Here is a 23,708-nt window from a genome sequence, read left to right as displayed (position 1 = left end):
CAAACACAAACCGCGGCGGCGCGTCTGACCGAACGAGGGTATGGGGACTCGTTCGGCCAGACGCGCCGCCGCTGTTTGTGATCCCTATTCCTCCGTCCCCTTCGGATCACGTGATCTGTTGGGGACGGAGGAATAGGGATCATTTCGTAGGCCCGTGGCCGCCTTGGAAACCGAATGATGGTACGAGCATCCATTCGGCTTCCAAGGCGGCCACGGACAGAACGGGGCGAACAGAAAAGAGCGACGGACGTCTACTCCCCCGCCACGCTTGCGCGCAGCTTGGCGGCGATGGGCTCGGATGCCAGCAGGAACACGAGCATGACCACAGAGCACGCCAGGCACACGATCCAGGTGCTCGCAAAGGAGCCCGTGGCATCGAACAGCACGCCCGAGACAATGGCGCCGGTAGTGCCCAAGATTGCCTTGAAAGACAAGGGCATAGGCCTTACGGCCATGCCCGCAGGCTTGAAAGGCAAGGTTGGGTGCTACCGGTGGTCGGCGATATAGCCCAAAGCGACGGCGGTATAGGCCGCGGCACCGAGCGGCAGCTCGGCATCGTTAAAACGTGCCTTGGGATGGTGCTGGGCAAAGTGTTCGTCCGTGTCGGTTACGGCCGCGCCCACGGTAAAGTACGCACTTGGGATCTTGCTCGAGATAAGCGCGAAGTCCTCACTCGCCATGGCATGGAAAAGCGGCAAGAAAGCCGTCTTGGGCAGCACTGCGCCCACGTAGCCAAGCGACGCCTGAGTCATATCGCTGTCGAGTACAAGCGGCGGAACATCCGAAAGCGTCTCGATGGTCGCCGGCGTACGATAGGTCGTAGCAACGCCGTTAACGACCTCCGCGATGCGGGTCTTTAGGTGAGCCATGAGCTCAACATCAAAGCCGCGCAGCGTTCCCTCGAGCACGCAGGTGTCGGGGATGACGTTGGCCGCCAAGCCGCCAGCAAACTTACCAACGGTAAGTGCGACTTCCTTGGCCGCCGGCACCTCGCGGGAGATAAGCTCCTGGAGCGCCAGGTGCACGTGGACGCCGGCCGTGATGGGGTCGATGCAGATCTCGGGGCTGGAACCGTGGCCGCCCTTGCCCTGGAGCGTGATGCGGAAACCGTACACACCCGAGAGCGCCGGGCTGCCGTAGAGCACCAGGCCAAGCGGCGACTGGCTGTTGACATGCATGGCAAAGGCCGCCTGAGGGCGCGGGTTCTCGAGCAAGCCGTCGGCGATGGCAGCGCGTGCTCCCTCAAAGGTCTCCTCGCCCGGCTGGAACAGCAACTTGACGGTAGCGTTGGCCTCCACAAGCTCGGCCTCGCGGGCCTTGAGCAGGCGCGCCGCACCAAGCAGGGCCGTCGCGTGCATATCGTGACCGCAAGCGTGCATGCAGCCGTTGGTGGATGCAAAGGGCTCGCCGGATTCCTCGGCAACGGGCAGGGCGTCCATGTCGCCACGCAGCATGATGACCGTACCGGCCTGCTCATTCGTGCAGATGCCATTGCCTTGGGCCGCGGCGGCACCGGCGCCGACAAGGCCCACAACGCAGGAACCATCGACGAGCGTAGCAAATGGGATGTCCATCTCGGTCAGGCGCGCTTGGATATACGTAGAGGTCTGCGGGAGGCTATTACCCAGCTCGGGCATCTGATGTAAATCGTGTCGCCACGCAGCGAGCTCGTCTGCAAAAGCCTGAGCTTCTGCAACAAGACCGTCACCGATAGCGGTCTGCGCCGCCGCGGTGGCCTTGGGCGCTGATTGCGGTTGAAGATCGGACAGTGCTGGTGCCATAGATGCCCTCCAGTAACGTTTTTGCAGCAAGCACTTTGATAGCGTAAAGTGCAAGGTACTACTTTAAGGGCGACGCATAAAAAATGCCGCCCCGGGAGGCGGCGCAACAAATTGTTTACAATTGCGGGCGCGGCTTTCGACGCAAAAAATCGAAATGCGTCTCGCTCAAGATAATCGAAAGAAAGATGAGCGCGAAGCCGGCGAGCAGGCGCGAGGTGAGCGCCTCCCCCATCAGCAGCACCGAGAACAGCACACCCGAAGGCGACTCCATCGAAAGGAGCAGCGAGCCCGTCGAGGCCGGGACATGCGCCAGGCCGACGTTTTGGATGAGCAGAGCCACACATGTGCAGCCCACCGAGAGAAACGCCATCACACTGATAAAGCTCGGCGTCCAAACGGACAGCGGCGCTTGGGTCTCGAATAGCAGCGACGAGATCAGGCTCAGCACGCCGTTGCCCACAAACATCCAAAACGTGATGACGTTGATGTCCATCTTGCGGCCATACTTGGCGGTCACCGCCATCTGGATGGCAAAGAAGACCGCACCGCCCAGTGTGATGACATCGCCGACATTGAACTCGACGCTATCGAGCGCCACCAGACCAATGCCCGCCAGGCACAGCAACGCGGCGCCCAAGTTGTAACGGGTAAGCTTTTCGCCGCTTAGAACGTAGCTCGCAAACGGAACCAAGATGCAGTACGTGCCCGTCAAAAATGCACTCTTGCCTGCCGTGGTCTGTGCCAGGCCGATCGTCTGCAAACCGTAGGCACCCCACATGAGCGCGCCCATGCCAAGTCCAACAATCAGGTTTCGAGCGTTGAAATGGGCAACAATGCGCTCGTGGAAGATGGCAAGCATGACCAACGACGCCGGAAGAAAACGAATGTAGAGCAACTCGAACACCGGAATGGTATCGAGCGCATCCTTCATGGTGGTGAAGGAATAGCCCCAGATGACCGCCACCGAAAGCAGCAAGACCTTCCAGAACAGCGGCGAGCGCGCACCGGCACCGCGAGAGGTACCGCCGGCACCTAGGTCTTCGCGGGCTACAGGGCTATCGGGCATATTCTCGATTTCGTTGGCAGCGTATTGGGCCATGGAACATCCTCACACTCAATCTGGGCGTGGTGTCCGCACGCGTATGGCTGCGTGCCGCCTCATGGTCAAATAAAAACGGAGCGCACCGGACCCCCGGCACGCCCCGCTACTGTAGCAACAACCAGCGTTGCATCGCAATCCAGCCCACTAAAGCGTTTTGTTCCGCCGTTCTACCAAACGGCGGACCGGCCGACGCTGCGCGAGCCGCATTCACGCCAATCTGACGTTCAATTTCAAGGGCGCGACCAGAAGGTCAGCGCCCTTTCATTTCACGTCACCTTGGCGCAAATGCGGCTCGCTCGCTGACATTGCCGCAGCATCAGCGTTCACATTGTTGCGCTAGATTAATTTAGTACTCTCCAGCTTTTCGATGATCCAGTCGTTGGCTTTGATGACTGGGCGGCGGAAGACCACACCCAAGGCCAGCGACGGAATCAGATAACTCGCCAGAATGCCCAGCTCAATCCAGTACTCCATATGGTAGGCACCGGCCATGGCGGCATGCATGGCGTTGATGCCGTGGGTGAACGGCAGGAACGGATAGATCGCCTGGAACACGGGGCCGGTCATCTCGATGGGGAACGTGCCGCCCGAACCACCGACCTGCATAACCAACAGCACGACAGCGAGCGCCTTGCCGATATCGCCAAACGAAACCGTAAGCGTGTAGACGATATTGGAGAACACGAGACTCGCGACCCAGCCCGCCAGTACAAACTGCAACGGGTTGTCGCACTGGATGCCAAAGAACAGGATGTCGCCCGCACACACGAGCGTTGCCTGCAGCAGGGCCAGACCGCCAAAGAACAGGTAGCGGCCCAGGTAGATCTCGTGCAGGCGCACGGGGATGAGCTCGTTGATAAGCTCATCGTCAACCGAGACCTTCATCATGGCTGCTAGCACAATCGAGCCCACCCAGAGCGACAGAATCGTGTAGAACGGTGCCATGGCCGAACCGTAGTTGCGGATCGGATAGACCGGCTTGCGATCGAGTGCGACGGGGCCGGAAAGCGACGCGGCCAAACCCTCGGGGTCGTTGCCGATCATTGTCTTGATCGTGGCCAGATCGTCCGACATAAGGGCACCGTCAAGCTCGTCCTTAAACGCGCTGATCTTGTCCGATGCCTCACCCAACTGATCAGAAGCCTTGTTGACCAGCTTTGCGGCCTTAGAGAGGCCCTTTGCCAGCGAACCAGATGCGTCGGTCAGGCCGTCTACGGCGCTATCCAGGTCGTCCGAGATGCTGTTCAGTGAATCCAGAACCCCCGAGACGGTCTTCTTGAGCTCCTTGGCCTTAACCGAAAACGTGGAATCGTAGTCGGACTTGGCGCCCGAGATACCAGCCTTGGCATCCGCGATTGCCTGATCGACCTCGGCACGCGACTTGTTAACCTCTGCCATACTCTTCGTGAGCGACGTCGCGATGTTCGTCAGCTCATTGGCATTATTGCGGTACTCCGTCGCGGTTTTGTCAAGCTCAGCAGCCGCGTCCTCAAGCCCTGCCTTGACCTTGTCGTTACTCACCTGGCCAGCAAGACTACGGAGCTTATCCGCCGTGTCATCAATCTCGTCGGCACGTTTCTTGAGTGACGCTGCGCCGTCTTTGAGCTGAGACACCGTAAGATCGACATGCTGGTTTGCAGCGTCGAATGCCTTTGCGAGCTCGGTAGAAACGTTATCGAACGAACCCGCGCTCCCATCAATAGCGGCATCGATCGCATCGCTGGCGGACTTGAGCGCTTGCTCGGAATCGGCAATACCGCTCTCGGCATGCTGCATGAGCTGCTTCACCGACTCCTCGGTCGATCCGGACTGTTTGAGCATACCGCTCGCCGACGTCAGCGAATCGGACGTGGAGCTCAAAATGCCCGCAAGCGACGTTGCGCTGGCCTGAACGTCCTGCAGGTCCTGGACCGAATCGCCGAGCGTCGAGGACAGGTTGGCAATAAAGTTGCTGACCTGGTCGGTGCTCATGTAATCGAGCAGGCTGGACACCGTCTTAAGACCGATGCTCGTAATGGTCTCGGTAAAAGTTTCGTTAACCTGGCTCTGAACGGCACTCGAACCCTTCTCGGTCACGATCTGCGCAATGGCGTTGGCCTTCTGGTTCTCGTAAAACTCGATATCGGCGTGTTTCACGTCGGTCGAGAAAAGCGTCATCATGTCGGAGCTAAAGCTCTTGGGGATTACGACGGCCGCATAGTAAGCGCCCGACTTAACGCCCTCGATAGCCTTTTCGCGATTGTTGAGCACAACCCAATCGAAGCTCTCGTTGCCGCGTAGGGTGGCGGTCACGTTTTCGCCCACGTTAACCTCGACGGGGATCAAATCGCTCTCGTAACCCTCATCGGTGTTGACCACGGCGATCTTAAGATTGCCGGTGTTGCCGTACGGATCCCAGCTGCCGGCGATGTTAAACCACGCGTACAGACACGGTACGATAATGAGGCCCATCACGACAACCAAGCCGATCACGGAGCGAGACACGTTTTGGACATCGCGCTTAAACAGATGCAGGATGTTCTTCATTTATGCCTCACCTCCTTTGGAGTGCTTGCCAAGCGCGGTGGTATCTCCATCATTTGTGGCTGTGCTGTCGCTGCCCTGAGATTTATGGTGCGAGCCGATATGCGGCAAGCGGCCCGTGGACTGATCGCCGCCCTTGGCACCACGCTCGCTGGCGTTGAGGCCAAACATGTGGCGGGCGGCAGGAATGGCGGCCGTGTGTTCGCGCATCTCGCGACGCAGGTCCTCATCCGAAAGCGCCGAGATGCGCATCTGGGTATTGAGGCTCGCTCGGATATATTCGATATTGATAAGCCAGCCGCAGATGGCAATAACCGAGATGATCCAAATGACAAGCAGGATGATCTTGCCGTTATTGTCGATATCGAGAACCGTCGACAGGACAAAGAGCAGGACCTGAACGCCCACCACGGCGGCAAAACCGCCCTTGATGTAGTACGGGTAGCGATGTTCAAAGGCGACCGCATGATCGAGCAGTTCGCGACGGTACGAATCGGAATCGAGCATGACGCGCATGGCCGTGCGCAGCGAGTAGCGCTGGCGCGGCAGGTCGTTGGACTCGCAAATCATCATACCGGTCGTGGAGAGCTGTTTATCAAAGAGCAGGTTAAGGTTGAGCAGCAGCGGACGCAGCTGCAGGCCGATAAAGAGCGCCACGATCAAGAACACGCCCAGAATGCACAGGTTAAACAGGTAGTTGAACGAATACATGCCGCCGACCGTCTCGCGCAGCAGATTGATGCCGTAGGTAAAGGGCAGCAGCGGGTGCAGCCACTGGAAGAAGCCGGGCATCATCTCGATGGGGTACATGCCCGACGAACCCGGGATCTGCACGATGACGAGAATGACGCCGATAGCCTTGCCGATATGCTTAAACGTGGTGGACAGCGCATAGATGATATTGACGTAGGTGAACGAGATGGCGATGCCGCCCAGCACGAACAGCAGCGGGCTGACGCACTGCACGCCAATCACCAGATCGCCTACCGTAACGATGATGGCCTGCAACGCGCCCAGGATCACCAGGAGCAACCAGCGGCCAAAGTAGCCCTGACGCGCGGTAAAGCTGCCGACGCCTTCGCGATCGACCTCGAGCTTGTAGATGGCGATAAGCACGTAGCCGCCCACCCAAAGCGCCAGGTTGGTATAGAACGGGGCAATGCCCGAGCCGAAGCTCTTAACCGGATAGATCGACTTGGACGCGAGCTCAACCGGAGATGCCATGAAGTCTGCGACGTCATTGACGTCGACGCCCATCAGGTCGGCCAGCTCGCCCATGGACTCGGAGGTCTGTAGCGCCGCGATGTCGTTGGCGGCGGTTGCGAGCTTGTCCTGGACCTTGGCAAGCGAGGAATCGGTCTGGGACAGCGTGGTCTTGGCCTGGCCGAGCGTAGCGTTAAGCTGCGAAAGCGTACCGCGCGCGCTTGCAAGTGTAGGTGTCATACCCGAGACGATACCGGTCAGGTCGCCCGAAACGGCAGCAAAAGAGTCGAGCGCGCTCGAGGCCTTCGGCAGCGCGTTTTGGCCCAAGTCCGTCTGGGCTTGGCCAAGGTTGGTCGCACCGGTATGAATTGCGTTATTGATAGCGTCACTGGCACCCGAAACAGCCGCTGCGTCATTCGCCATGGCGCTCGACTGCGCGGACAGACCGTCCTTGATGCTCTGAAGCTTTTCATTCTGCTCTCGAAGCAAATCGATGGTCGATACAATGCGCGCGTCAATTTCCTCGGAACCTGTCGACGTGTCATTGGCGAGAATCTCCAAGTGCCCGATAACGGCCTTATTGTGGTCGATCGTCGCTTGAAGAGACTCGAGCGAGTTGTCGATACGGGTGGTCGTAGATGTGACCGCGCCCGTCAGCTTGCCGATGGCAGCGTTCGCAGAGGCCGACGTCTTGGTGAGCGCAAGGCTGCCTTCCGAGAGCGCCTTGGAGAGCGAGGTGATGGAGTTGCCCGCCGCGGTGCGAGCTTCGCTCAGCAGGTCGTTGCCCTGGGAGATCGCCTGCGTCAGCGACGGTGCCTGGCCTTGCAAGCCGGCAAGTGCCGCATCAGCCGAGGCGATAGCGCCACTCGTCTTATCGATGGCGGCATTCATATCGCCAATCGAATCGCGCACCTCGCCCAAGGTGTCGGACGCCTCGGACACCGAACTTGCCAGCGAGTCCTGAGTCTGGGTTGCCTTGTCCTTTAAATCGACACCGGCATCCTTGGCGATACCGGCAACAGTCTTGCCTACCGTAGAGACAAATTCCGAGTTGATCTGCTCCTCGATGGTGTTTGCACCGGTATCGGTAACCTTGGGCGCAATGGCGCTCTTCTTCTCATTGACGTAGTACGTGAGCTTGGGCTGATGGTAGTTGCCGTCGAGCATCGAAACCAGGTTATCCGAGAAGTTCTTGGGAATCACGATAGCGGCATAGTACTCGCCGCTCTCGACGCCCTCCTTGGCATCGGACGCCGAATCGACGAAGGTCCAGCCCAGCTGATCGTTCTCCTTGAGCTGATCGACAACCTGGTCGCCCGCGTTGAGCTCGCCCACCAAGTCGTTTTGGGTGCCCCGATCGTTGTTGGCGATGGCAATCTTGATACCCTGGGTGTTTCCGTACGGATCCCAGTTGGCCACGATGTTGTACCAGGCATACAGCGAGGGAATAACGCACACGCCAAGGGTAACCACCAAGGCGACGGGGTTCACAAGCAGTCGCTTAATGTCGCGCTTAAATATCGCAAAGGACACCTTTGCATTGGATAGTTTGCTGCCGAGACTCACGCTTGGACCATCCATCCTGTCGTTAAATCGAATCGTACTATCGACAACCATTGTACGTAGGCGCTTTAGCGTCTCAGAGCACAATGGTATTGAGTTTTGCGGGTAGCAATATACTACGAAGACAAATTAACGTACAGTTGTACAGTATCTTAAATTTCAGCAGGTCACAAAACCACAACCCGCACAAATTAGCAATTCAAATAGTCATCGGGGACGTTCTTAAACGACTAGTCAAACAAAAACGTCCCCAATGACTACTTAGGACCACGGCAACGTCGATGTTTTGGCAATGCCAGCGAGCGGGCGCCAGAGCGAACAAATTGGCATGAAAAGAGGACGGCATAGACCTTCTGGTCATGCCGTCCTCTTTGAATGACAAGTTGTCGCTCTGGCGCCCGCGCAGCGTCGACTGGTCCGCCGTTCGTTAGAACGGCGGAACTGAGGGCAGCGTCGAGCCGTTACGCGGTTCGTAGAACCGCGTAACTTGCTAACTACATCAAGTTACAAACAGCTGCCGCGAAGGCCACGGGGTCCTCGGGCAAAATGCCCTCGACCAGCAGGGCTTGGTCATAGAGCAGACCGGAGTACTGCTTGATCTTGTCGGTGTCGCCCGCCTTCTGGGCAGCGACGAGCTTGGCAAAGACCGGGTGCTTGGCGTTGAGCTCGAGCACGCGCTGGCTCTTGGGCATACCATCGGGCGCGCCCTCGGGACCCTTCTGGAGCACCTTCTCCATCTCGAGCGAAAGCGGACCCTCGGTGGTGATGCACGCGGGAGCATCGGTCAGGCGCGCAGAGACGGCGACCTTCTCGACCTTGTCGCCGAGCGCCTCCTTCATGGCGCTAACGAGGTCCTCGTTCTCCTTGGTGGCGTCCTCGGCCTCCTTCTTCTCGTCCTCGGTCGCCAGGTCAAGATCACCGGTCGCGACGTTCTTGAGCTCCAAGTGACGATCCTCGACCTCGGGCTCAGCACCGTCGGCAACGGCCTTCTCGGCAGCCTCGCGGGCAGCATCGTCCTCGTAGATCTTGGGCATATCGGCGGCAACGTACTCACGCATGGCCTGGAACGTGAACTCATCCACATCCTGCGTCAGCAGCAGCACGTCATAGCCGCGGTCGAGCACGCCCTTTACCACGGGCATCTTGGCCAAGCGCTCACGCGAGTCGCCGGCGGCGTAGTAAATGGCCTTCTGATCCTCGGGCATGCCCTTGGCATACTCGGCCAGGGTAATCATCTTCTGCTCCTTGGCAGACCAGAACAGCAGCAGGTCGGCGAGCTCATCGGCCTTCATGCCATAGCTCGAGTAGATGCCGTACTTAAGACCGCGGCCAAAGTTCTCAAAGAACTTCTCGTAGGCCTCGCGGTCGTTGTCACGCATATCCTCAAGGTCGGCGGTGATCTTCTTTTCCACACGCTTGGCGATGGCCTTGAGCTGACGGTTCTGCTGCAGCGTCTCGCGCGAGATGTTGAGCGACACGTCGGCGGAATCCACGACACCGCGGACAAAGTTGTAGTAGTCGGGCAGCAGGTCGTCGCACTTCTCCATGATCAGAACGTTGGAGCTGTAGAGCGCCAGGCCCTTCTCGTAGTCCTTACTGTACAGATCGAACGGCGCGCGGCCCGGCACAAACAGCAGGGCGTCATACTCGAGCGTGCCCTCAGCATGGAAGCTGATGGTGCGCGCCGGATCGTCAAAGTCGTGGAACGTGGACTTGTAGAACTCGTTGTAATCCTTCTGTTCAACGTCGGAGCTGCGCTTCTTCCAGATTGGCGTCATGGAGTTGATGGTCTCGAGCTCCTGGTAGTCCTCGTACTCGGGCTTGTAATCATCGCCGGCGTCCTCGGGCTTGGGTTTCTGGCGGCTCTTGCTCACCATCATCTGAATCGGGTAGCGCACATAGTTGCTGTACTGCTGAATCAGGCTCTTGAGGCCCCACTCGGTCAGGAAGCGATCGTAGGTCTCGGCCTCGCCGTCGGCGTCGAGCTTCTCGTTCTCACGCAGCGTCAGAATGACATCGGTACCGTGCTCGGCACGCTCGCCATCCTCGATGGTGTAACCCTCAAGACCGTCGGACTCCCAAACGTGGGCGGTATCCTCGCCATAGGCGCGGCTCACGACCTTCACATGGCTGGCGACCATAAAGGCCGAGTAGAAGCCCACGCCAAACTGACCGATGATGTCCACATCGGAGCCCTGCTGCTCGGCGTTCTCGGTCTTAAACTCCTCGGAGCCGGAATGGGCGATGGTGCCCAGGTTGCGCTCGAGCTCCTCGGCGGTCATGCCAATGCCGTTATCCGAGATGGTAATGGTGCGGGCGTCTTTATCAAAGGAGACGCGAATAGCCAGGTCGCCCTGGTCGAGCTTGACACTCGGGTCCTGCAGGCTCTTAAAGTTGAGCTTGTCGACGGCGTCGCTCGCGTTAGAGATAAGCTCGCGCAGGAAGATTTCCTTATTGGTGTAGATGGAGTTGATCATAAGGTCGAGCAGTTTTTTGCTCTCGGTCTTAAATTGACGCATGTGCAGTCCTTTCGCGCTACCCCCGTCCGCAAAAACGGCCCGGTTGCCCGAGCCGCATCGCAGACCTGCTATGTTCAGACTTAGATTTTATAACCCATTAGCGCGCATATATACATACGGAATCGAAAAACTGTATGTCAGAGCGCTCTGATGCGCCAATTGCCAAGGAGTGCCCCAACTGCCGGCAGAAAAGGAACGTCCCTATCTGCCATCAACGCGCTTGGCCATCCAGACATGGGGCTGTCCCTCGTCTTCGTAGTCTACCGGGGCAATTTGCGTGTAGCCCGCCTTTGCATAGAGCGGCAACACGTATTCCTGCGCATGCAGCTTAATAAGTTTAGCGCCGGCATCGCGTGCACACGCAGCGCTGGCCTCGACGATCACACTCGCCAGTCCGCGACGACGCATGACCGGCAGCACGGCGACGCGCCCCATAATGTAGGTCTCCCCCGCCGCAACGTCTTCGTCCATGTCACATGCCGGCGACACCGGGGCTTCCGCATCTGCCGCGCGCTCCAGCTCCTCGGGAAACACGCGCGAGCAGCCGGCGAGCTCGCCGTCTACATAGAGCGTCACATGAATGCAGTTCGGATCCTCGTCGATAGCGTCGAACTCATTCTCGTAGCCCTGCTCGTCCATAAAAACGACGCGGCGCACCAACGCCGCGTCATCAAAGCATCCTGTCTTAAGTTGGATATCCATGGCTGCCCTTTCATTCAATGCGAACGTTAGGGACCGATTTTAGCGAAAATGAGCTCCGCGCACGCTAAACTTCGCACGAGCCTTCGCCAGGCAGTCGTAATGACCCACGTTATGGGCATCGCTCGCGATGAAGCTGTACAGGTTCTGATCGAACAGGCGCTGTGCCGGCTTTTTCTCGCGACCAAAGCGACCGCCAGCAATAAAGTCCGCCGAAGCCTGCAGTTTGCAGCCCATATCGACCAGGCGCTCCGCCACGCTTACATCCTTTTGAACCGCACGATAGCGCTCAGGATGAGCGATGATCACCTGGTAGCCACGGCACTGCAAATCGTAAATCGTGTTCTCGTACTCTCTAAACGCATACGCATCGGCATGCGTCGAAAGCTCGAGCAGAAACTCGTTGGTTCCATCGAAATGCAAGTGCTCCGCGGCATCGATACCAAGCTCAACGAGCTTTCGATGGTTGACCTCGAAGCCCATCTGGAGCGGAAAACCGTCAGCGTTATCACGCAGCAGCTCAAAGGCATCCCACATCTTGTCGTAATCAAAATAGGGATCACGGCAGTGAGGAGTGCAAACGATTCTGGTTACACCGGCCCGCTTGGCAGCCTCGAGCATCGCCAAGCTCTCATCGAGATCGGCGGCGCCGTCGTCTACACCCGGCAAGATATGGCAATGAATGTCACGCATAGGTCAGCCTTAATCAACTAAACGTTTGCTCGGTTGGTGAAGATGCCCTTTTTGGAAGTCCCCTGATCGTCGGAGCCCTTCTTCACCTTCTTACCGTCCTTGGTGTAGTAGGAGTAGTAGTACTCGCTGGTCTCGGTCTCGCAGTAGTTCATAACGGTACCGATGAGCTTGACCTTTTCGGACTTCTTAAGCTGGCCGATAGCGTTGAGTGCCTCCTCGCGCTTGGTGAAGTCCTCGCGCACCACGAACAGCGTGCCGTCGGTCAGACTTGCGATCTCGGCAGCATCGATGAAGGTGCCTACCGGAGGAGCGTCGAAGATGACGTACTGGAACTTGGCAGACAGTGCCTTTACCAGCTTGGCAAAGCGGTGAGAGACGATGATGTCGGCAGGATTGGGAATATGCGGCTCGGCATCGAGGAAGTAGAAGTTCTTCTGACCCGTCTCGACAATTGCCTGGTCAATGGAGATCTGCTCGGAAAGGACCGCATAGAGTCCGCCGCGCGAACGAACGCCGAGCATATCGGAAAGGGACCTGCGGCGCATATCGGCCTCGACCAGGAGCACGGACTTGCCGCTCGTGGCGATAGCCTGGGCAAGGTTGATGGAAACCGTAGACTTGCCCTCGTTGGGAATCGAGGAGGTAACGGTGATGGTGCGAATGGGGTCGTCCACGCTCGCAAAGCGGATGTTGGCCAGAAGGGTCTTGGCGGCATTCTGTACAACGAGCTTATCGGTGTTCTTTGCCTTAGCCATGCCTATTTACCACCTTTCATAGCCGGAATTCGGCCAACAACGGGAATGCCCAGGAGCTCTTCTGCCTCTTCGGCACCGCGGATGCGGGTATTGAGCATGTCTGCCAAAACGACATAGGCAACTGCGATAAAGATACCGGCGAGGAACGCGACAGCAACGTACAGCGTGCGCTTGGGGCCGCTGGGGACTTCGGGAGTCTTAGCCTCGTCGATAACGTTGATGCTCTGGGCAGCGCCGACGTTCTGAGCGACCGTGCTCACCGAGCTGGCCATGGCCTTTGCGACCTTAGCCGTCTCCTTGGCATCGGTGCCGGTAACCGAAAGCGTAATGACACGCGTGGTGGTCTCGGAGGAAACAGACACCTTGTAGTCATCCAGGTCAGCAAGGCCCAGCTCATTGGCAGCACCGCTCTTAACGCTATCGCTATCCAGCAGCGTGGCGATATCGTTGGAAAGCATCTGGCTCGCCGAGAGATCGTTGTAGCTCATCTGACCACTATCGTCGGTTTTGGCGAGAATGTACATGCTCGTCGTCGCGGTGTAGGTGTTGTCCATCGCAACGAAGGACACGATGCCCATGGCGATCGCGCAGACCACCGGAAGGGTGATAACCAGCTTAAGGTGCTTTTTGAGCAGCTGGAACAGTTCGAGAAGGGTCATGCAGCTTGCCTTTCATTTCCCCAGTTCGGATTGACAAAACTGTTCGTATGTTATCGCATCTTTTTACCGAGGCCAAACTCTATACATAAGAAACAGGCTCTCCTGTAAAAATGTCGGAAGCAATCGTAAAATTGCACAACAACGCCGCACCCGAAAGTCAAATGCGGCGTCTACATCAATATCTATGTTGCATCGCTATGCGAATGGCTCGTCCTGCTGTATGGGAAACGTCACCGTAATGGTGGTTCCCACGCCCAACTCGCTCGACAGATCGAGCGTGGCGTGATGATACAGGGCCGCATGCTTGACAATGGCAAGCCCCAGACCGGTTCCGCCGCGTGCCTTGGACCTACTCTTGTCCACGCGATAGAACCGCTCAAATACCTTGCCCTGTTCTTCAGGCGCGATACCGATTCCCGTGTCGGCGACCGCGAGGAACGGATGGCCTTCGTCGTTGGTGCCGCACTGCAGCGTAACCGTACCGCCGGGTCGATTGTAGCGGATGGCGTTGCTTGCCAGATTATAGATGAGCTCGTCGATCAAGCGCGACACGCCTTCGATGACCACAGGCTTGGTCTCATGACTGATCGTCACATTCGCCTGACGGGCGACCTGTTCAAGACGCTGCTCAACCGCGTAGATGGCACGCGAGAGCTCAATAGGCTCCGTGGACCCAATGGGCACCGCCTCGCCCTCAGTTGCACGCTCGGCCTCGTCCAAGTTAGACAGCGTAAGGATGTCGTTGACAAGCGCCGCCAAACGGCCCGCCTCACGATAGATGCGACCGCCAAAGTTGCGCAGGTCGTCCTCGCCCTCGACCATGCCGTTTGCGATGAGCTCGGCATAGCCCGAAATCGCCGTAAGCGGCGTCTTGAGCTCATGAGTGATATTCGCCGTGAACTCGCGGCGCATACGGTCGTTGTCCGCTAGCACCGCCATTTGGCGCTTGAGCTCCTGGCGCTGCGACTCGATACGCTCAAGCATGGGAACCATCTCGGCATAGGCGTGCTCATAGCTACGGCGTGGGTGGTCCAAATCCACCTCTTGCAACGGCGCGATGATGGCACGGGACTCGCGGCGCGCCATAAAAAACGAGAGTACCGCACCCGCTGCCGCGATAAGCAGCATCGGCGCCACCATCGACAGCAAAATCGCCGCAACGCCAGGCTGGGCCTGCGCCAAGCGGACAACCTGGCCGTTATCAAGGGCGACGGCGCGATACAGCATAATCTCGTCGAGCGTAGAGCTTGCGCGCTCCGCGGAACCCAAACCACTCTTAAAGGCCTCGATGACCTCGGGGCGATCGCCATGGTTGGGCAGTGTAGAAGGCGACGCCTCGTTGTCGTAGGCAACCGATCCATCCTTGTTAATCAGCGTGATGCGCAAGTCCTCGCGATCGAGGCTACGCAAGAACGGGATGGGCTCCTGCTGCTCGTCGAGGGCGGCAGCAATGAGCTCGGTTTCCTGCGCCAGATTGGCACTCGTGGCATCCGCCAAGGTGTTTTGCACAAAGAACGCACCCAGCACCGTAAACGCCACGATAACCGCCATGGCACAGACAAAGATCGTCACAAAAACGCGGTGCGACAGCGTATGTTTTCCCTGGGGGGTAAAGACCACGGGTTACTCCTCCGATGCGGTGGCCGCGGTGTCGTCACCTTCGGCACCATCACCGGCAGAAGGCTCGGCCAAGCGGTAGCCCACGCCGCGCACGGTCTCGATGGCGCTGGCATGCTCGCCCAGTTTTTGGCGAAGCGTCTGCACGTGCACGTCAACGGTGCGCGAACCGCCGTCGAAGTCCCAACCCCACACGCTCTGCAGCAACGACTCGCGGGTAAAGACCACGCCGGGCTTGCGCATGAGGTACTCGAGAAGGTCGAACTCGCGCAGGGTGAGCTTAAGCGGCTCGCCGGCAACGGTCACCTCGCGATGACTGGGCGAGAGCACGATGTCGCCCACGCTGAGCACATCGCTCGCCTGCTTGACCATGCCGCCGCGACGCAGCAGTGCGCGGCAGCGGCTCGCAAGCTCCATGAGCGAGAAGGGTTTAGTCAGGTAATCGTCGGCACCGCCATCGAGCGCCATCACCTTGTCGAGCTCGGTATCCTTGGCGGTAAGCATCATGATGGGCACCGTCGCCGTCAGGCGATCGGCACGCAGGCGACGCATAATCGCCAAGCCATCGGTATCGGGCAGCATGATGTCGAGCAGGACGGCATCGGGTACCCGTCGCGCCACGGCAGCCTTAAACTCACCGTCGCACGAAAAGCCTTCGGCCTCGATCCCCTGCTTGCGCAGCGCATAGACCGTCAAATCCCTGATGTTGTCATCGTCCTCGACGTAATAGATCATGTTGAACCCCTTTGCGGCCGGCATGACCGCATCTTAACCCTAAAGGTGCCTGTACTAGATGGTATCAGCCAAAACGTCCCGTCAAATAATCCGCCGTGCGCGGATCGGTCGGATTCTTGAAGAGTTGCGCGGTGGGCGCGTGCTCCACCAACTCGCCCAGCAAGAAAAACGCGACCGAGTCGGAGATACGCGCCGCCTGCTGCATATTGTGCGTAACGACCACGAGCGTACAGGCCTCTTTGAGCTCGCAGGCCAGCTGCTCCACCACGAGCGTCGACACGGGGTCGAGCGCCGAGGTCGGCTCGTCCATCAGCAGAATGTCGGGCTGCACGGCCAGCGCGCGGGCGATGCACAGGCGCTGCTGCTGTCCACCCGAAAGACCCAGGCCCGACTCCTTGAGCTTGTCCTTGACCTCGTCCCACAGGGCAGCGCGACGCAGGGAGTCCTCGACCAGCTCATCCAGCACAGCGCGATCGCGCACGCCCATGCCGCGCGGACCATACGCGACGTTGTCGTAGATGCTCATGGGAAACGGGTTGGGGCGCTGAAACACCATGCCCACGCGCTGGCGCAAACGGCAGATGTCGTAATCGCCCAGGATATTCTGGCCGTCGAGTGCAATCTTGCCCTCGATGCGGCAATCCTTGATGCCGTCGTTCATGCGGTTAAAGCAGCGCAGCAACGTGGACTTTCCGCAGCCCGAAGGCCCGATAAACGAGGTGATCTGCTTGTCGCGAATCTTGATATTCACGTCCTTGAGCGCATGATGGTCGCCATAGAACAGGTCGAGGCCCTCGACGTCGATGCGCGTCGGCGAGGCGGCAAGATCCTCTGCCGTGGGGCGAGTCGCATCCCCAACCTCGCGCTCGTGCGCGGCCTCGGCCTGCGCTTTCATGAGTTCTTCAAGCTCCGTGGGCTCCACAGCCGCAGCAGCCGTCATACCGCATACCTCCACATCGATATCAATTCAGCAGTATCGATAGTAGAAATCGCGGCTCATACGCACGTGAGCACATTGTCAAGTGTTTGTAAGGGCACGCTGGCTATGCGGCGGGCAGCTCGATGGTGAATATCGTGTGTTCGGGCGTCGATTCACATGCAACGGTACCGCCGTGTGCCGCGATGATCTCCTTGGCGATGGCAAGCCCCAGTCCAGCGCCGCCGCGATTGGTCGCACGCGCCGCATCCAGGCGATAGAACTTCTCAAAGATCACCTTGAGCTTAGCCGCAGGGATAGGATCGCCCTGATTGATAAAGCGCACGCGCACGCCGCCATCGTCTTGGCGCCCGGCCTCAATCGTGATAGTCGAGCCCTCATAGCTATAGGCGACGGCGTTTTTCATGATGTTGTTGAACACGCGAGCCATCTTGTCGCCATCCACGAGCACCGTCAGGTCCTCGCGAATATCAACTTGGGCTTCCTTATGCTGCTCGTTGAGGATGGGATAGAACTCGTCAGCCACCTGAGCCAGCAGCAACCCCAGATCAACATAGCCGCGCGTGAGCACGATATCGTGGAAGTCAAAGCGTGTGATATCGAAGAACTCTTCGATGAGCGCATCGAGCCGGTGCGCCTTGTCGAGAGCCACGCCCGTAAAGTGCGCACGTTGCTCAACCGGCAGCTCAGGAGCCTCTTGCAGCAGCGAAAGATAGCCCACCACACTGGCAAGCGGGGTGCGTAGGTCATGTGCCAAGTACGTGACCAGATCGTCCTTGCGATGCGACTCGTCACGCAGAGCTTGCTGCACCTTGCGCTCACGGTCACGCACGCGATTAAGGGCGCCCTCGACCTCCAAGAAGTCGCCGTCGATGTTGTCCCAGGTGTCGGGGTGATCGATCAGGCGATCTTGAATACGAACAGCCAGCACACAATCGGCATGCTGCTCGCCCTGCTCGTAGCCCTGGTAGTACAGGGCGCGGCCGCACAAGAACAGCACGCACACGGCAAGCGCCAGCACAAAGCCAAGCATGTTGAATACAAAGCCGGCATCAAACAGCACCGGCCCTTCGATGCCGCCGAGCGCCATGGCGCCAATCGCCAACGTCATGGCCCACGCGGCGCCGCCAATCACCACGCAGCGGCACACGATCTCAAATCGATCGATCAGCAAAAAGCCGACAAGCAGCGCCGCCAAGATTCCGACGATGTTGTCGATGCCAATCAGCAGCAGGCTCAGCAAAAAGAGCAGCACCGTTGCAAGCGCGCGGTTGTCGACGACCGACCTCACGTATTCAAAGAGCCGATCGGGCACCTCGAACGCTTGCCTATCGTCTTTTGTCATATCAAGATCCTCACAAGCGAAAAGCGTTATTCGATGATGTAGCCGACGCCCCAGACGTTTTTGATAAAGCGTGGCTTTTGTGCGTCGTCGCCGATTTTTTCGCGCAAATGGCGAATGTGCACCATCACCGTATTGTTGGAGCCGGGCATAAAGTCCTCGTTCCATACCGCGCGGAACAGGTCCTCCACGGCCACCACGCTGCCGCGATGCTCGACCAGATACAGCAAGATTGAATACTCGGTGGGTGTGAGGCGTACCGGTGAACCGTCCACCGTTACGGAACGAGCATCGCGGTTGATCTCCAAGCCGTCGAGCTGAATGGTCGGCGACTCGGCCGCCTGTGCACGGCTACCGTAGCTGGTGTAGCGGCGAAGCTGAGCGTGCACGCGCGCGATGAGCTCCAGCGGACGGAACGGCTTAACCACGTAATCGTCCGCGCCAAGCGAAAGGCCCTCGATCTTGTCTTGCTGGGCATCGCGCGCCGTCAGCATGATCACGGGATAGGTATGGCTGGAACGGATCGTACGCAGCAGCTCAAACCCATCGATATCGGGCAGCATGACATCCAGCAGCGCCAGATCGAACTCCTGCTCCAAGATTGCCTTGGCAGCATCGGCCCCGCTATAGGCAATCTGGACATCAAAGCCCTCTTTTGTAAGGTAGATACCAACCAAGTCGGCAATGGCCTTCTCGTCATCAACTACCAGTATGCGCTCGTTCATGCGTGCTCCTCTCGCGCTCCATTATGCCCGAGGCGACGCACGCCACACACAACAAGCGCGGGTGATTAAGTCGGCCTTAAGCACCCTTGTGCCCGTTCGGGCGCGGATGTGGGCCACGCACGCACGCGATGATTGCCGACGCCGGCAAACGATATACTCTAGTTCCAGAAGAGACCATCCCGTCGAAAGCGAAATCCGTGAAGTCCCTCACCTCTTTTGCAAAGCGCCCAGCCCAGCTTGCCGCCAGCTTTGTCTGCGCTATCGCCCTTGCCGCTGGCGCGCCCACCGTCGCCGGCGCCCAAGTGCTCACGACCGACAATGTTTGCGGCAAAACCGCCGATGCGCGCGGCATCACGGCCGAAAACCTGCCCGATATCGATGCGACCAATGCCCTCGTCATGGGCAAAGACGGCACCGTCTACTATGCCCGCGACGCCGATGAGCAGGTCAAAATTGCCTCGATCACCAAGGTCATGACCGCAATCCTAACCGTCGAGAATTGCAAGATGGACGAGAAGGTCACGGTGAGCAACGCCGCAGCCACCGTGGGCAATTCGACCGCCGGCTTGCTCGAAGGCGACAAGCTTACCGTGGAGCAGGCGCTGCGCGGCCTGATGATTCCCTCGGGCAACGACGCCGCCATCGTGCTCGCCGAATATGTGGGCAAGAAGATCGACCCTAAGACCAAAGACGCCGAGGCCACCTTTGTGAAGGCCATGAACGAGCGCGCTAAGAAGCTCGGCTGTACCGGTACGCTTTTTGAAAACCCGCATGGTCTGGACTTTGATGAGTGGGCTGGCGAAATGCACTCAACCGCACATGACGTGGCGCTGATGATGCAGGAGGCCATGAAAAACGACACGATCCGCGAGGTCGTAGCGAGCGAAGATTCCTGGATCGAGGTCACGGGCGCCGACGGCACCGACCATTCGCATTCCATGGACACGCATAACTATTTGCTGGGCCAAGATGGCAACATCGGCGGCAAGACCGGCACCACCGACGACGCGGGCTATTGCTTTACGAGTGCCTACAACCGCGATGGCGACGAGATCTACACCGTCGTTTTGAACTCCACCACCACCGACCAGCGCTTTACCGATACCGCAACCCTTGCCAATTGGTACTACGGTCACAAGGTGACGGTCGCGATCGCCAACACGCAGGAAAAGACCGCCAACGGCAACCCGCTTATGGCGCGCATTGGCCAGACAGATTGGACGGACAAGACGATCGACGCCACGCTCGCCGACCCCACGGCGCAAGCGACCGTGTTTTCCCTTGCCGGCGAGGTGACCGAAAAGGTTAGCTACGACGATCTTTCGGGCACGGTGCATGTGGGCGACAAGGTGGGCAGCGTTACGCTCAAGCAGGACGGCACCAAGATCGCCGTCATGGACCTAGTTGCCGACGAGGAAGGTGCAGGGCCGAATCCCATTGAATGGCTGCTCGTGAAGCTCGATCGCTTGGGCCGCCGCATCGACAACCGCCCGCTCACAGCCGAGAGCGAGACCGTAGCCAAGGCGCCCGAGATGTAAGATCGAAGAACAATACACTCGCTGAAAGGAGGTGTCCGAAAGGATGCCTCCTTTTTTTGAGGGTTCGAATCCCCAGCGCCCTTTCTCGATAATAAAAAAGGGCCCCCGATGGGACCCTTCTTTAAAGTTAAACTGGCGGAGAGCTGGGGATGTCCGGACATGCTACGCATGCCCTCCGGCTTCAAAGCCTGGCGGCTTTTCGCCCACGGGCTACAAACGCTTTCGCGTTTGCTTAACGCCCGTGCCCTCTCGGGTTCGAATCCCCAGCCTCCTTTCTCCGCACAAAAAAGGGCCCCAAATGGGACCCTTCTTCAAATTCGTACTGGCGGAGAGCTGGGGATTCGAACCCCAGATGCCCTTTTGGGGCATACTCGCTTAGCAGGCGAGCACCTTCGGCCTCTCGGTCAGCTCTCCGTAACAGCCGTTCTATAGTAACCAAACAGCCAAGGATGGGCAAGAGGAAATTTTCTAATTGCCTAGCATCCTTTCCTCCTTGGAGGCTTCGCCTACCCCAGCGAGCGGTTGAGGGAGCCGAGCTCGTCGTTGCCCATGGTGCGCCACATTTGGAAGATGCAACCGCGTGCCAGGAAAAAGAAGCCGTTGTCGACCAGTTGCACAGCGGCATCTGCCAGCTGATTCGTCACGGCGGACACTGGCGGCAGCTCGAGTCCAGCCTTGCGGATGGTCTCGACCGCCTCCTCGAACGTCGGAGGCTCGCTGACGCCCATCTCATTCATAAGGCCCTGCATTTCTTCCAGCGCGCTACTGCCCGACTCCTCGCCGCGCGGCACCAGACGGTAACAAGCCAGCGCCAGGTCGAGCTGATCGCAATTCCAATAGGCAAACGCCAAGCGATAGAACAGGTAGCCGATTGCAGAACGATCGCTGGCAATACGTAGGCCGTGGCGCGCCACCTCGATAATCTCGTCAAAGCGCTCCAGACGCGCAAGCACGTTGATGAGCGCAAAGTGCGATTGCATGGACGAGCGTGCCAGATCGTAAAGATGGCGCACCTCGGGCAGTGCTCGTTCAAAGTCCTCTTGCTCGGCGTAAAAGCTGCAGATCTCGTGCTGGGCAAAGTACAGCGCATCGGGCGCATGAAGGATTCGCACAGAGCGGTCTTCTTCCAACACCGGTAGCACCATGCGTACCAGCTGGTTATCGCAAAACTGCGTTTGAACCGGACCTGTCGCCAAAAGCTCGGCGACGGCGCACTTAGCCTCCAACTCCTCGACAAGACGGGAAAAGCCTTCAAAGGCACCTGTACGGTCGACTTTTGCCTGCTCGCGCAATTCAACAACGCGGGCCACGTATGGGTCGTCGTCCTCTTCCATGACCTCCAACTCGTCAGCCGTATCGGCAAGCAGCAGATCGCGCAGCGCCGGCGGCAGTGTGCGATGGTCATCACGCGGACGAGCATGAACCTCCGCAGGCTCAATCGTCTCCGGAGCGGTTGACTCATACGCCTCAAGCACACGCTTGCACGGCATATCGTCCATGTCCATGCTCTCAAGATCCTTGGCGACAGGCACGCAATCGGCCAGATAGGCCGCGCGCCCAAAGAAATACGTTGCGACAACGCGCTCGCCCTGCTCACTGTCGGGAGCAGCAATCTGCACATAGCAGCGCGTGATGCAGGTGCCCGCGGCAAAACACGCTGCCGCAAGCGTAAGTGCCACGCGCGCATCGTGCTCCGCGGCCCAGATCGCGCGCATGTCCTCGTCCAGCTCGCGCCAGGCGTCATCCTGAGCGTCGTATTCACGTTGCGGCATGGCATCAACGACAGACCGCCCAAACCGAACGAGCATAATCCCCTCGGCAACGTTTGCCCGATAGGTATAGTCGAGCCGTGTGACCACGTTAAGCGCCTCGACAATACGCGCGAAGCGGGTACGCACATCCCACTCACCGCCCGGCTGGCAAGCCACCGTACCCGGTTTGCCCCACGGGTTATCGCTCGAGGCCGTATCGAGCAGTCGGGGAACATCGTTGGTCGTCTTGGCGATATGCCACGCATCAAAGAGCGCGCAGCCCTCAAGGCTCGGCGAGGATGCCGCAGGGGCCAATCCGGCCCCGATGCGCTCGAGGATGCCAGAGAGGCGGTTGAGACGGCACTCGATGGCAAGCAGCATGTCAATCTCGTCCTGGTCCAGCAGGCTACGATCAAAATTGAGATAGAAAAGCTTTGAGCGATCGATGCGAGCCAGGCTCATCTCGGACTTGGCGGCGATGGTGCGCAGTCGGGGCAAGTCGACCTCGCTCATAAGGGCGGCCGCATAACGCTCGATACCGCTCGGATTCTCGGCATGGTCGACACGGTAGAGCAGCGTCTCGATAGCGTCAGGTAGCGGTGCCGTGTTAAAGCCCAAAAACACCTCGACCGGCTCGGGCAACTTTACGAGCTTTATTTTGTCGACAACGTTTTGCATGTCCGCATCGAGACCGTCGACGCCCGCCGTGTTCGCAATAGCGCTTTCGGAGTTGGCAAATATCACGTAGCGCAAGAACATTGAGGCCATGAACTCGCCGTAAGGAAGGGCGCGGGTCGAATTCCATGTCTCGTGGTCGGACTGCTCGCGCATGGGGCCTTCGGGAGAGCCGGCAGTTTGCGCACACGTACGCATTGCACCGTTGGCTTCCCTTACCATAATCTCACCAATACTGGAATCCGACTCGTCAAGGACCAGCTCCATGTCGGGATCGTTGGGCAGCGGAGCCTCGCTAACGGGGCGGTCCACCTTGTACACCTCACCCGAAACGCTTACGTAGCCCAAAAGCGACACATGGCTTTTGCCAACGAATTCGACGACATAACAAGATTCATGCTGGTCCTCGCCAAAGAGTTTCCAGACCACGCCATATGAGCGCCCCGCAGGCTGCTCGGGCATCGCCGGAAAGCGCTTCTTGGGATCGAGAAACCTGAGCTTGTATGTCGGACGCTCTGCCACGAAGTATCACCCTGATCGGTCGCTTGAAGAAGGAGTGGTCACGGATGGGCCGCGACACCTACTCGAAATCTTACACGAGTCGACAGGAAATAGTCCGCTTTACGCCTGCGTCTCGACCGAGGTTCGAATCCATGCAGCGGCGGCATAAAAGAAAAGCCCCCGTTGCCGGAGGCTTCAAGTTCAATTGGTGCGGCGTATAGGATTCCGCGCATCCGCTGCGCGGATCCGCACCGGCTTCGCCCGCCTGCCGGCGCGCTCGCCCGCGGGCTAAAACGCTCCGCGTTTTCTTCACGCCCGCGCCTCGACCGAGGTTCGAATCCATGCAGTGTTTACGTAAAAGAAAAGCCCCCGTTGCCGGGAGCTTTAATC

At 58.8% G+C, this 23,708-nt stretch carries 17 protein-coding genes and 1 tRNA gene; 1 reads left to right on the top strand and 17 read right to left on the bottom strand.

Annotated features, from left to right (window positions below; all coding sequences use genetic code 11):
• Positions 1–251 precede the first annotated feature (251 nt).
• The 15 genes from AAAX75_RS03655 to AAAX75_RS03585 all read right to left on the bottom strand — a co-directional run bounded on the left by AAAX75_RS03655 (position 252) and on the right by AAAX75_RS03585 (position 18,853).
• The gene (locus AAAX75_RS03655; protein WP_349091131.1) at positions 252–434 is read right to left on the bottom strand and encodes a hypothetical protein; all 183 of its coding nucleotides are present in this window, start codon (positions 432–434) and stop codon (positions 252–254) included.
• A gap of 51 nt (positions 435–485) precedes the next feature.
• Positions 486–1,781, bottom strand: a complete 1,296-nt coding sequence (locus AAAX75_RS03650) for a M20 family metallopeptidase (RefSeq protein WP_349091130.1) — start codon at positions 1,779–1,781, stop codon at positions 486–488.
• 115 nt (positions 1,782–1,896) lie between these two features.
• Entirely contained in the window at positions 1,897–2,880 is a 984-nt protein-coding gene (locus tag AAAX75_RS03645; protein ID WP_349091129.1) for a DMT family transporter, read from the bottom strand.
• 339 nt (positions 2,881–3,219) lie between these two features.
• Positions 3,220–5,409, bottom strand: a complete 2,190-nt coding sequence (locus tag AAAX75_RS03640; protein ID WP_349091128.1) for a YhgE/Pip domain-containing protein — start codon at positions 5,407–5,409, stop codon at positions 3,220–3,222.
• Positions 5,410–8,175, bottom strand: coding sequence for a YhgE/Pip domain-containing protein (locus AAAX75_RS03635; protein ID WP_349091127.1), 2,766 nt, complete (start codon positions 8,173–8,175; stop codon positions 5,410–5,412).
• A 491-nt stretch (positions 8,176–8,666) separates the two neighbouring features.
• Positions 8,667–10,691 (bottom strand): molecular chaperone HtpG, encoded by a 2,025-nt coding sequence (gene htpG / locus AAAX75_RS03630; RefSeq protein WP_349091126.1) that lies wholly within the window; start codon positions 10,689–10,691, stop codon positions 8,667–8,669.
• Between the two features lie 201 nt (positions 10,692–10,892).
• A complete protein-coding gene (locus AAAX75_RS03625) occupies positions 10,893–11,393 on the bottom strand; it encodes a GNAT family N-acetyltransferase (RefSeq protein ID WP_349091125.1) in 501 nt (166 codons plus the stop codon).
• A gap of 39 nt (positions 11,394–11,432) precedes the next feature.
• Positions 11,433–12,083, bottom strand: a complete 651-nt coding sequence (locus tag AAAX75_RS03620) for a CpsB/CapC family capsule biosynthesis tyrosine phosphatase (RefSeq protein ID WP_022094060.1) — start codon at positions 12,081–12,083, stop codon at positions 11,433–11,435.
• 17 nt (positions 12,084–12,100) lie between these two features.
• Positions 12,101–12,838, bottom strand: a complete 738-nt coding sequence (locus AAAX75_RS03615; protein WP_055309657.1) for a CpsD/CapB family tyrosine-protein kinase — start codon at positions 12,836–12,838, stop codon at positions 12,101–12,103.
• Between the two features lie 2 nt (positions 12,839–12,840).
• Positions 12,841–13,497 (bottom strand): Wzz/FepE/Etk N-terminal domain-containing protein, encoded by a 657-nt coding sequence (locus tag AAAX75_RS03610; protein WP_349091124.1) that lies wholly within the window; start codon positions 13,495–13,497, stop codon positions 12,841–12,843.
• Positions 13,498–13,692: 195 nt separating this feature from the next.
• Positions 13,693–15,117 (bottom strand): ATP-binding protein, encoded by a 1,425-nt coding sequence (locus tag AAAX75_RS03605; RefSeq protein WP_349091123.1) that lies wholly within the window; start codon positions 15,115–15,117, stop codon positions 13,693–13,695.
• Between the two features lie 3 nt (positions 15,118–15,120).
• Entirely contained in the window at positions 15,121–15,849 is a 729-nt protein-coding gene (locus tag AAAX75_RS03600) for a response regulator transcription factor (protein ID WP_089572665.1), read from the bottom strand.
• 64 nt (positions 15,850–15,913) lie between these two features.
• Entirely contained in the window at positions 15,914–16,789 is an 876-nt protein-coding gene (gene pstB / locus AAAX75_RS03595; protein WP_349091122.1) for a phosphate ABC transporter ATP-binding protein PstB, read from the bottom strand.
• 103 nt (positions 16,790–16,892) lie between these two features.
• Positions 16,893–18,131, bottom strand: a complete 1,239-nt coding sequence (locus AAAX75_RS03590) for an ATP-binding protein (RefSeq protein ID WP_349091121.1) — start codon at positions 18,129–18,131, stop codon at positions 16,893–16,895.
• Positions 18,132–18,157: 26 nt separating this feature from the next.
• Entirely contained in the window at positions 18,158–18,853 is a 696-nt protein-coding gene (locus AAAX75_RS03585) for a response regulator transcription factor (protein ID WP_055285941.1), read from the bottom strand.
• Between the two features lie 197 nt (positions 18,854–19,050).
• On the opposite strand from AAAX75_RS03585, the gene AAAX75_RS03580 reads away from it, so the two are divergent.
• Entirely contained in the window at positions 19,051–20,391 is a 1,341-nt protein-coding gene (locus AAAX75_RS03580; RefSeq protein WP_349091120.1) for a D-alanyl-D-alanine carboxypeptidase family protein, read from the top strand.
• Positions 20,392–20,714: 323 nt separating this feature from the next.
• Here the strand turns inward: AAAX75_RS03580 and AAAX75_RS03575 are convergent.
• Positions 20,715–20,805, bottom strand: a tRNA-Ser gene (locus AAAX75_RS03575).
• Positions 20,806–20,897: 92 nt separating this feature from the next.
• Positions 20,898–23,339, bottom strand: a complete 2,442-nt coding sequence (locus AAAX75_RS03570) for a hypothetical protein (RefSeq protein WP_349091119.1) — start codon at positions 23,337–23,339, stop codon at positions 20,898–20,900.
• Positions 23,340–23,708: the final 369 nt, after the last annotated feature.

This window comes from Collinsella sp. CLA-ER-H7, assembly GCF_040092345.1.
GTDB lineage: Bacteria > Actinomycetota > Coriobacteriia > Coriobacteriales > Coriobacteriaceae > Collinsella.
This window is presented reverse-complemented; position numbering and strand designations above follow the sequence as displayed.

Excerpts from the sequence above, each read along its gene's own strand:
- AAAX75_RS03650 (WP_349091130.1), bottom strand. The coding sequence starts at position 1,781 with ATGGCACCAGCACTGTCCGATCTTCAACCGCAATCAGCGCCCAAGGCC.
- AAAX75_RS03645 (WP_349091129.1), bottom strand. The coding sequence starts at position 2,880 with ATGGCCCAATACGCTGCCAACGAAATCGAGAATATGCCCGATAGCCCT.
- AAAX75_RS03640 (WP_349091128.1), bottom strand. The coding sequence starts at position 5,409 with ATGAAGAACATCCTGCATCTGTTTAAGCGCGATGTCCAAAACGTGTCT.
- htpG (WP_349091126.1), bottom strand. The coding sequence starts at position 10,691 with ATGCGTCAATTTAAGACCGAGAGCAAAAAACTGCTCGACCTTATGATC.
- AAAX75_RS03625 (WP_349091125.1), bottom strand. The coding sequence starts at position 11,393 with ATGGATATCCAACTTAAGACAGGATGCTTTGATGACGCGGCGTTGGTG.
- AAAX75_RS03620 (WP_022094060.1), bottom strand. The coding sequence starts at position 12,083 with ATGCGTGACATTCATTGCCATATCTTGCCGGGTGTAGACGACGGCGCC.
- AAAX75_RS03615 (WP_055309657.1), bottom strand. The coding sequence starts at position 12,838 with ATGGCTAAGGCAAAGAACACCGATAAGCTCGTTGTACAGAATGCCGCC.
- AAAX75_RS03610 (WP_349091124.1), bottom strand. The coding sequence starts at position 13,497 with ATGACCCTTCTCGAACTGTTCCAGCTGCTCAAAAAGCACCTTAAGCTG.
- AAAX75_RS03600 (WP_089572665.1), bottom strand. The coding sequence starts at position 15,849 with ATGATCTATTACGTCGAGGACGATGACAACATCAGGGATTTGACGGTC.
- pstB (WP_349091122.1), bottom strand. The coding sequence starts at position 16,789 with ATGACGGCTGCTGCGGCTGTGGAGCCCACGGAGCTTGAAGAACTCATG.
- AAAX75_RS03590 (WP_349091121.1), bottom strand. The coding sequence starts at position 18,131 with ATGACAAAAGACGATAGGCAAGCGTTCGAGGTGCCCGATCGGCTCTTT.
- AAAX75_RS03585 (WP_055285941.1), bottom strand. The coding sequence starts at position 18,853 with ATGAACGAGCGCATACTGGTAGTTGATGACGAGAAGGCCATTGCCGAC.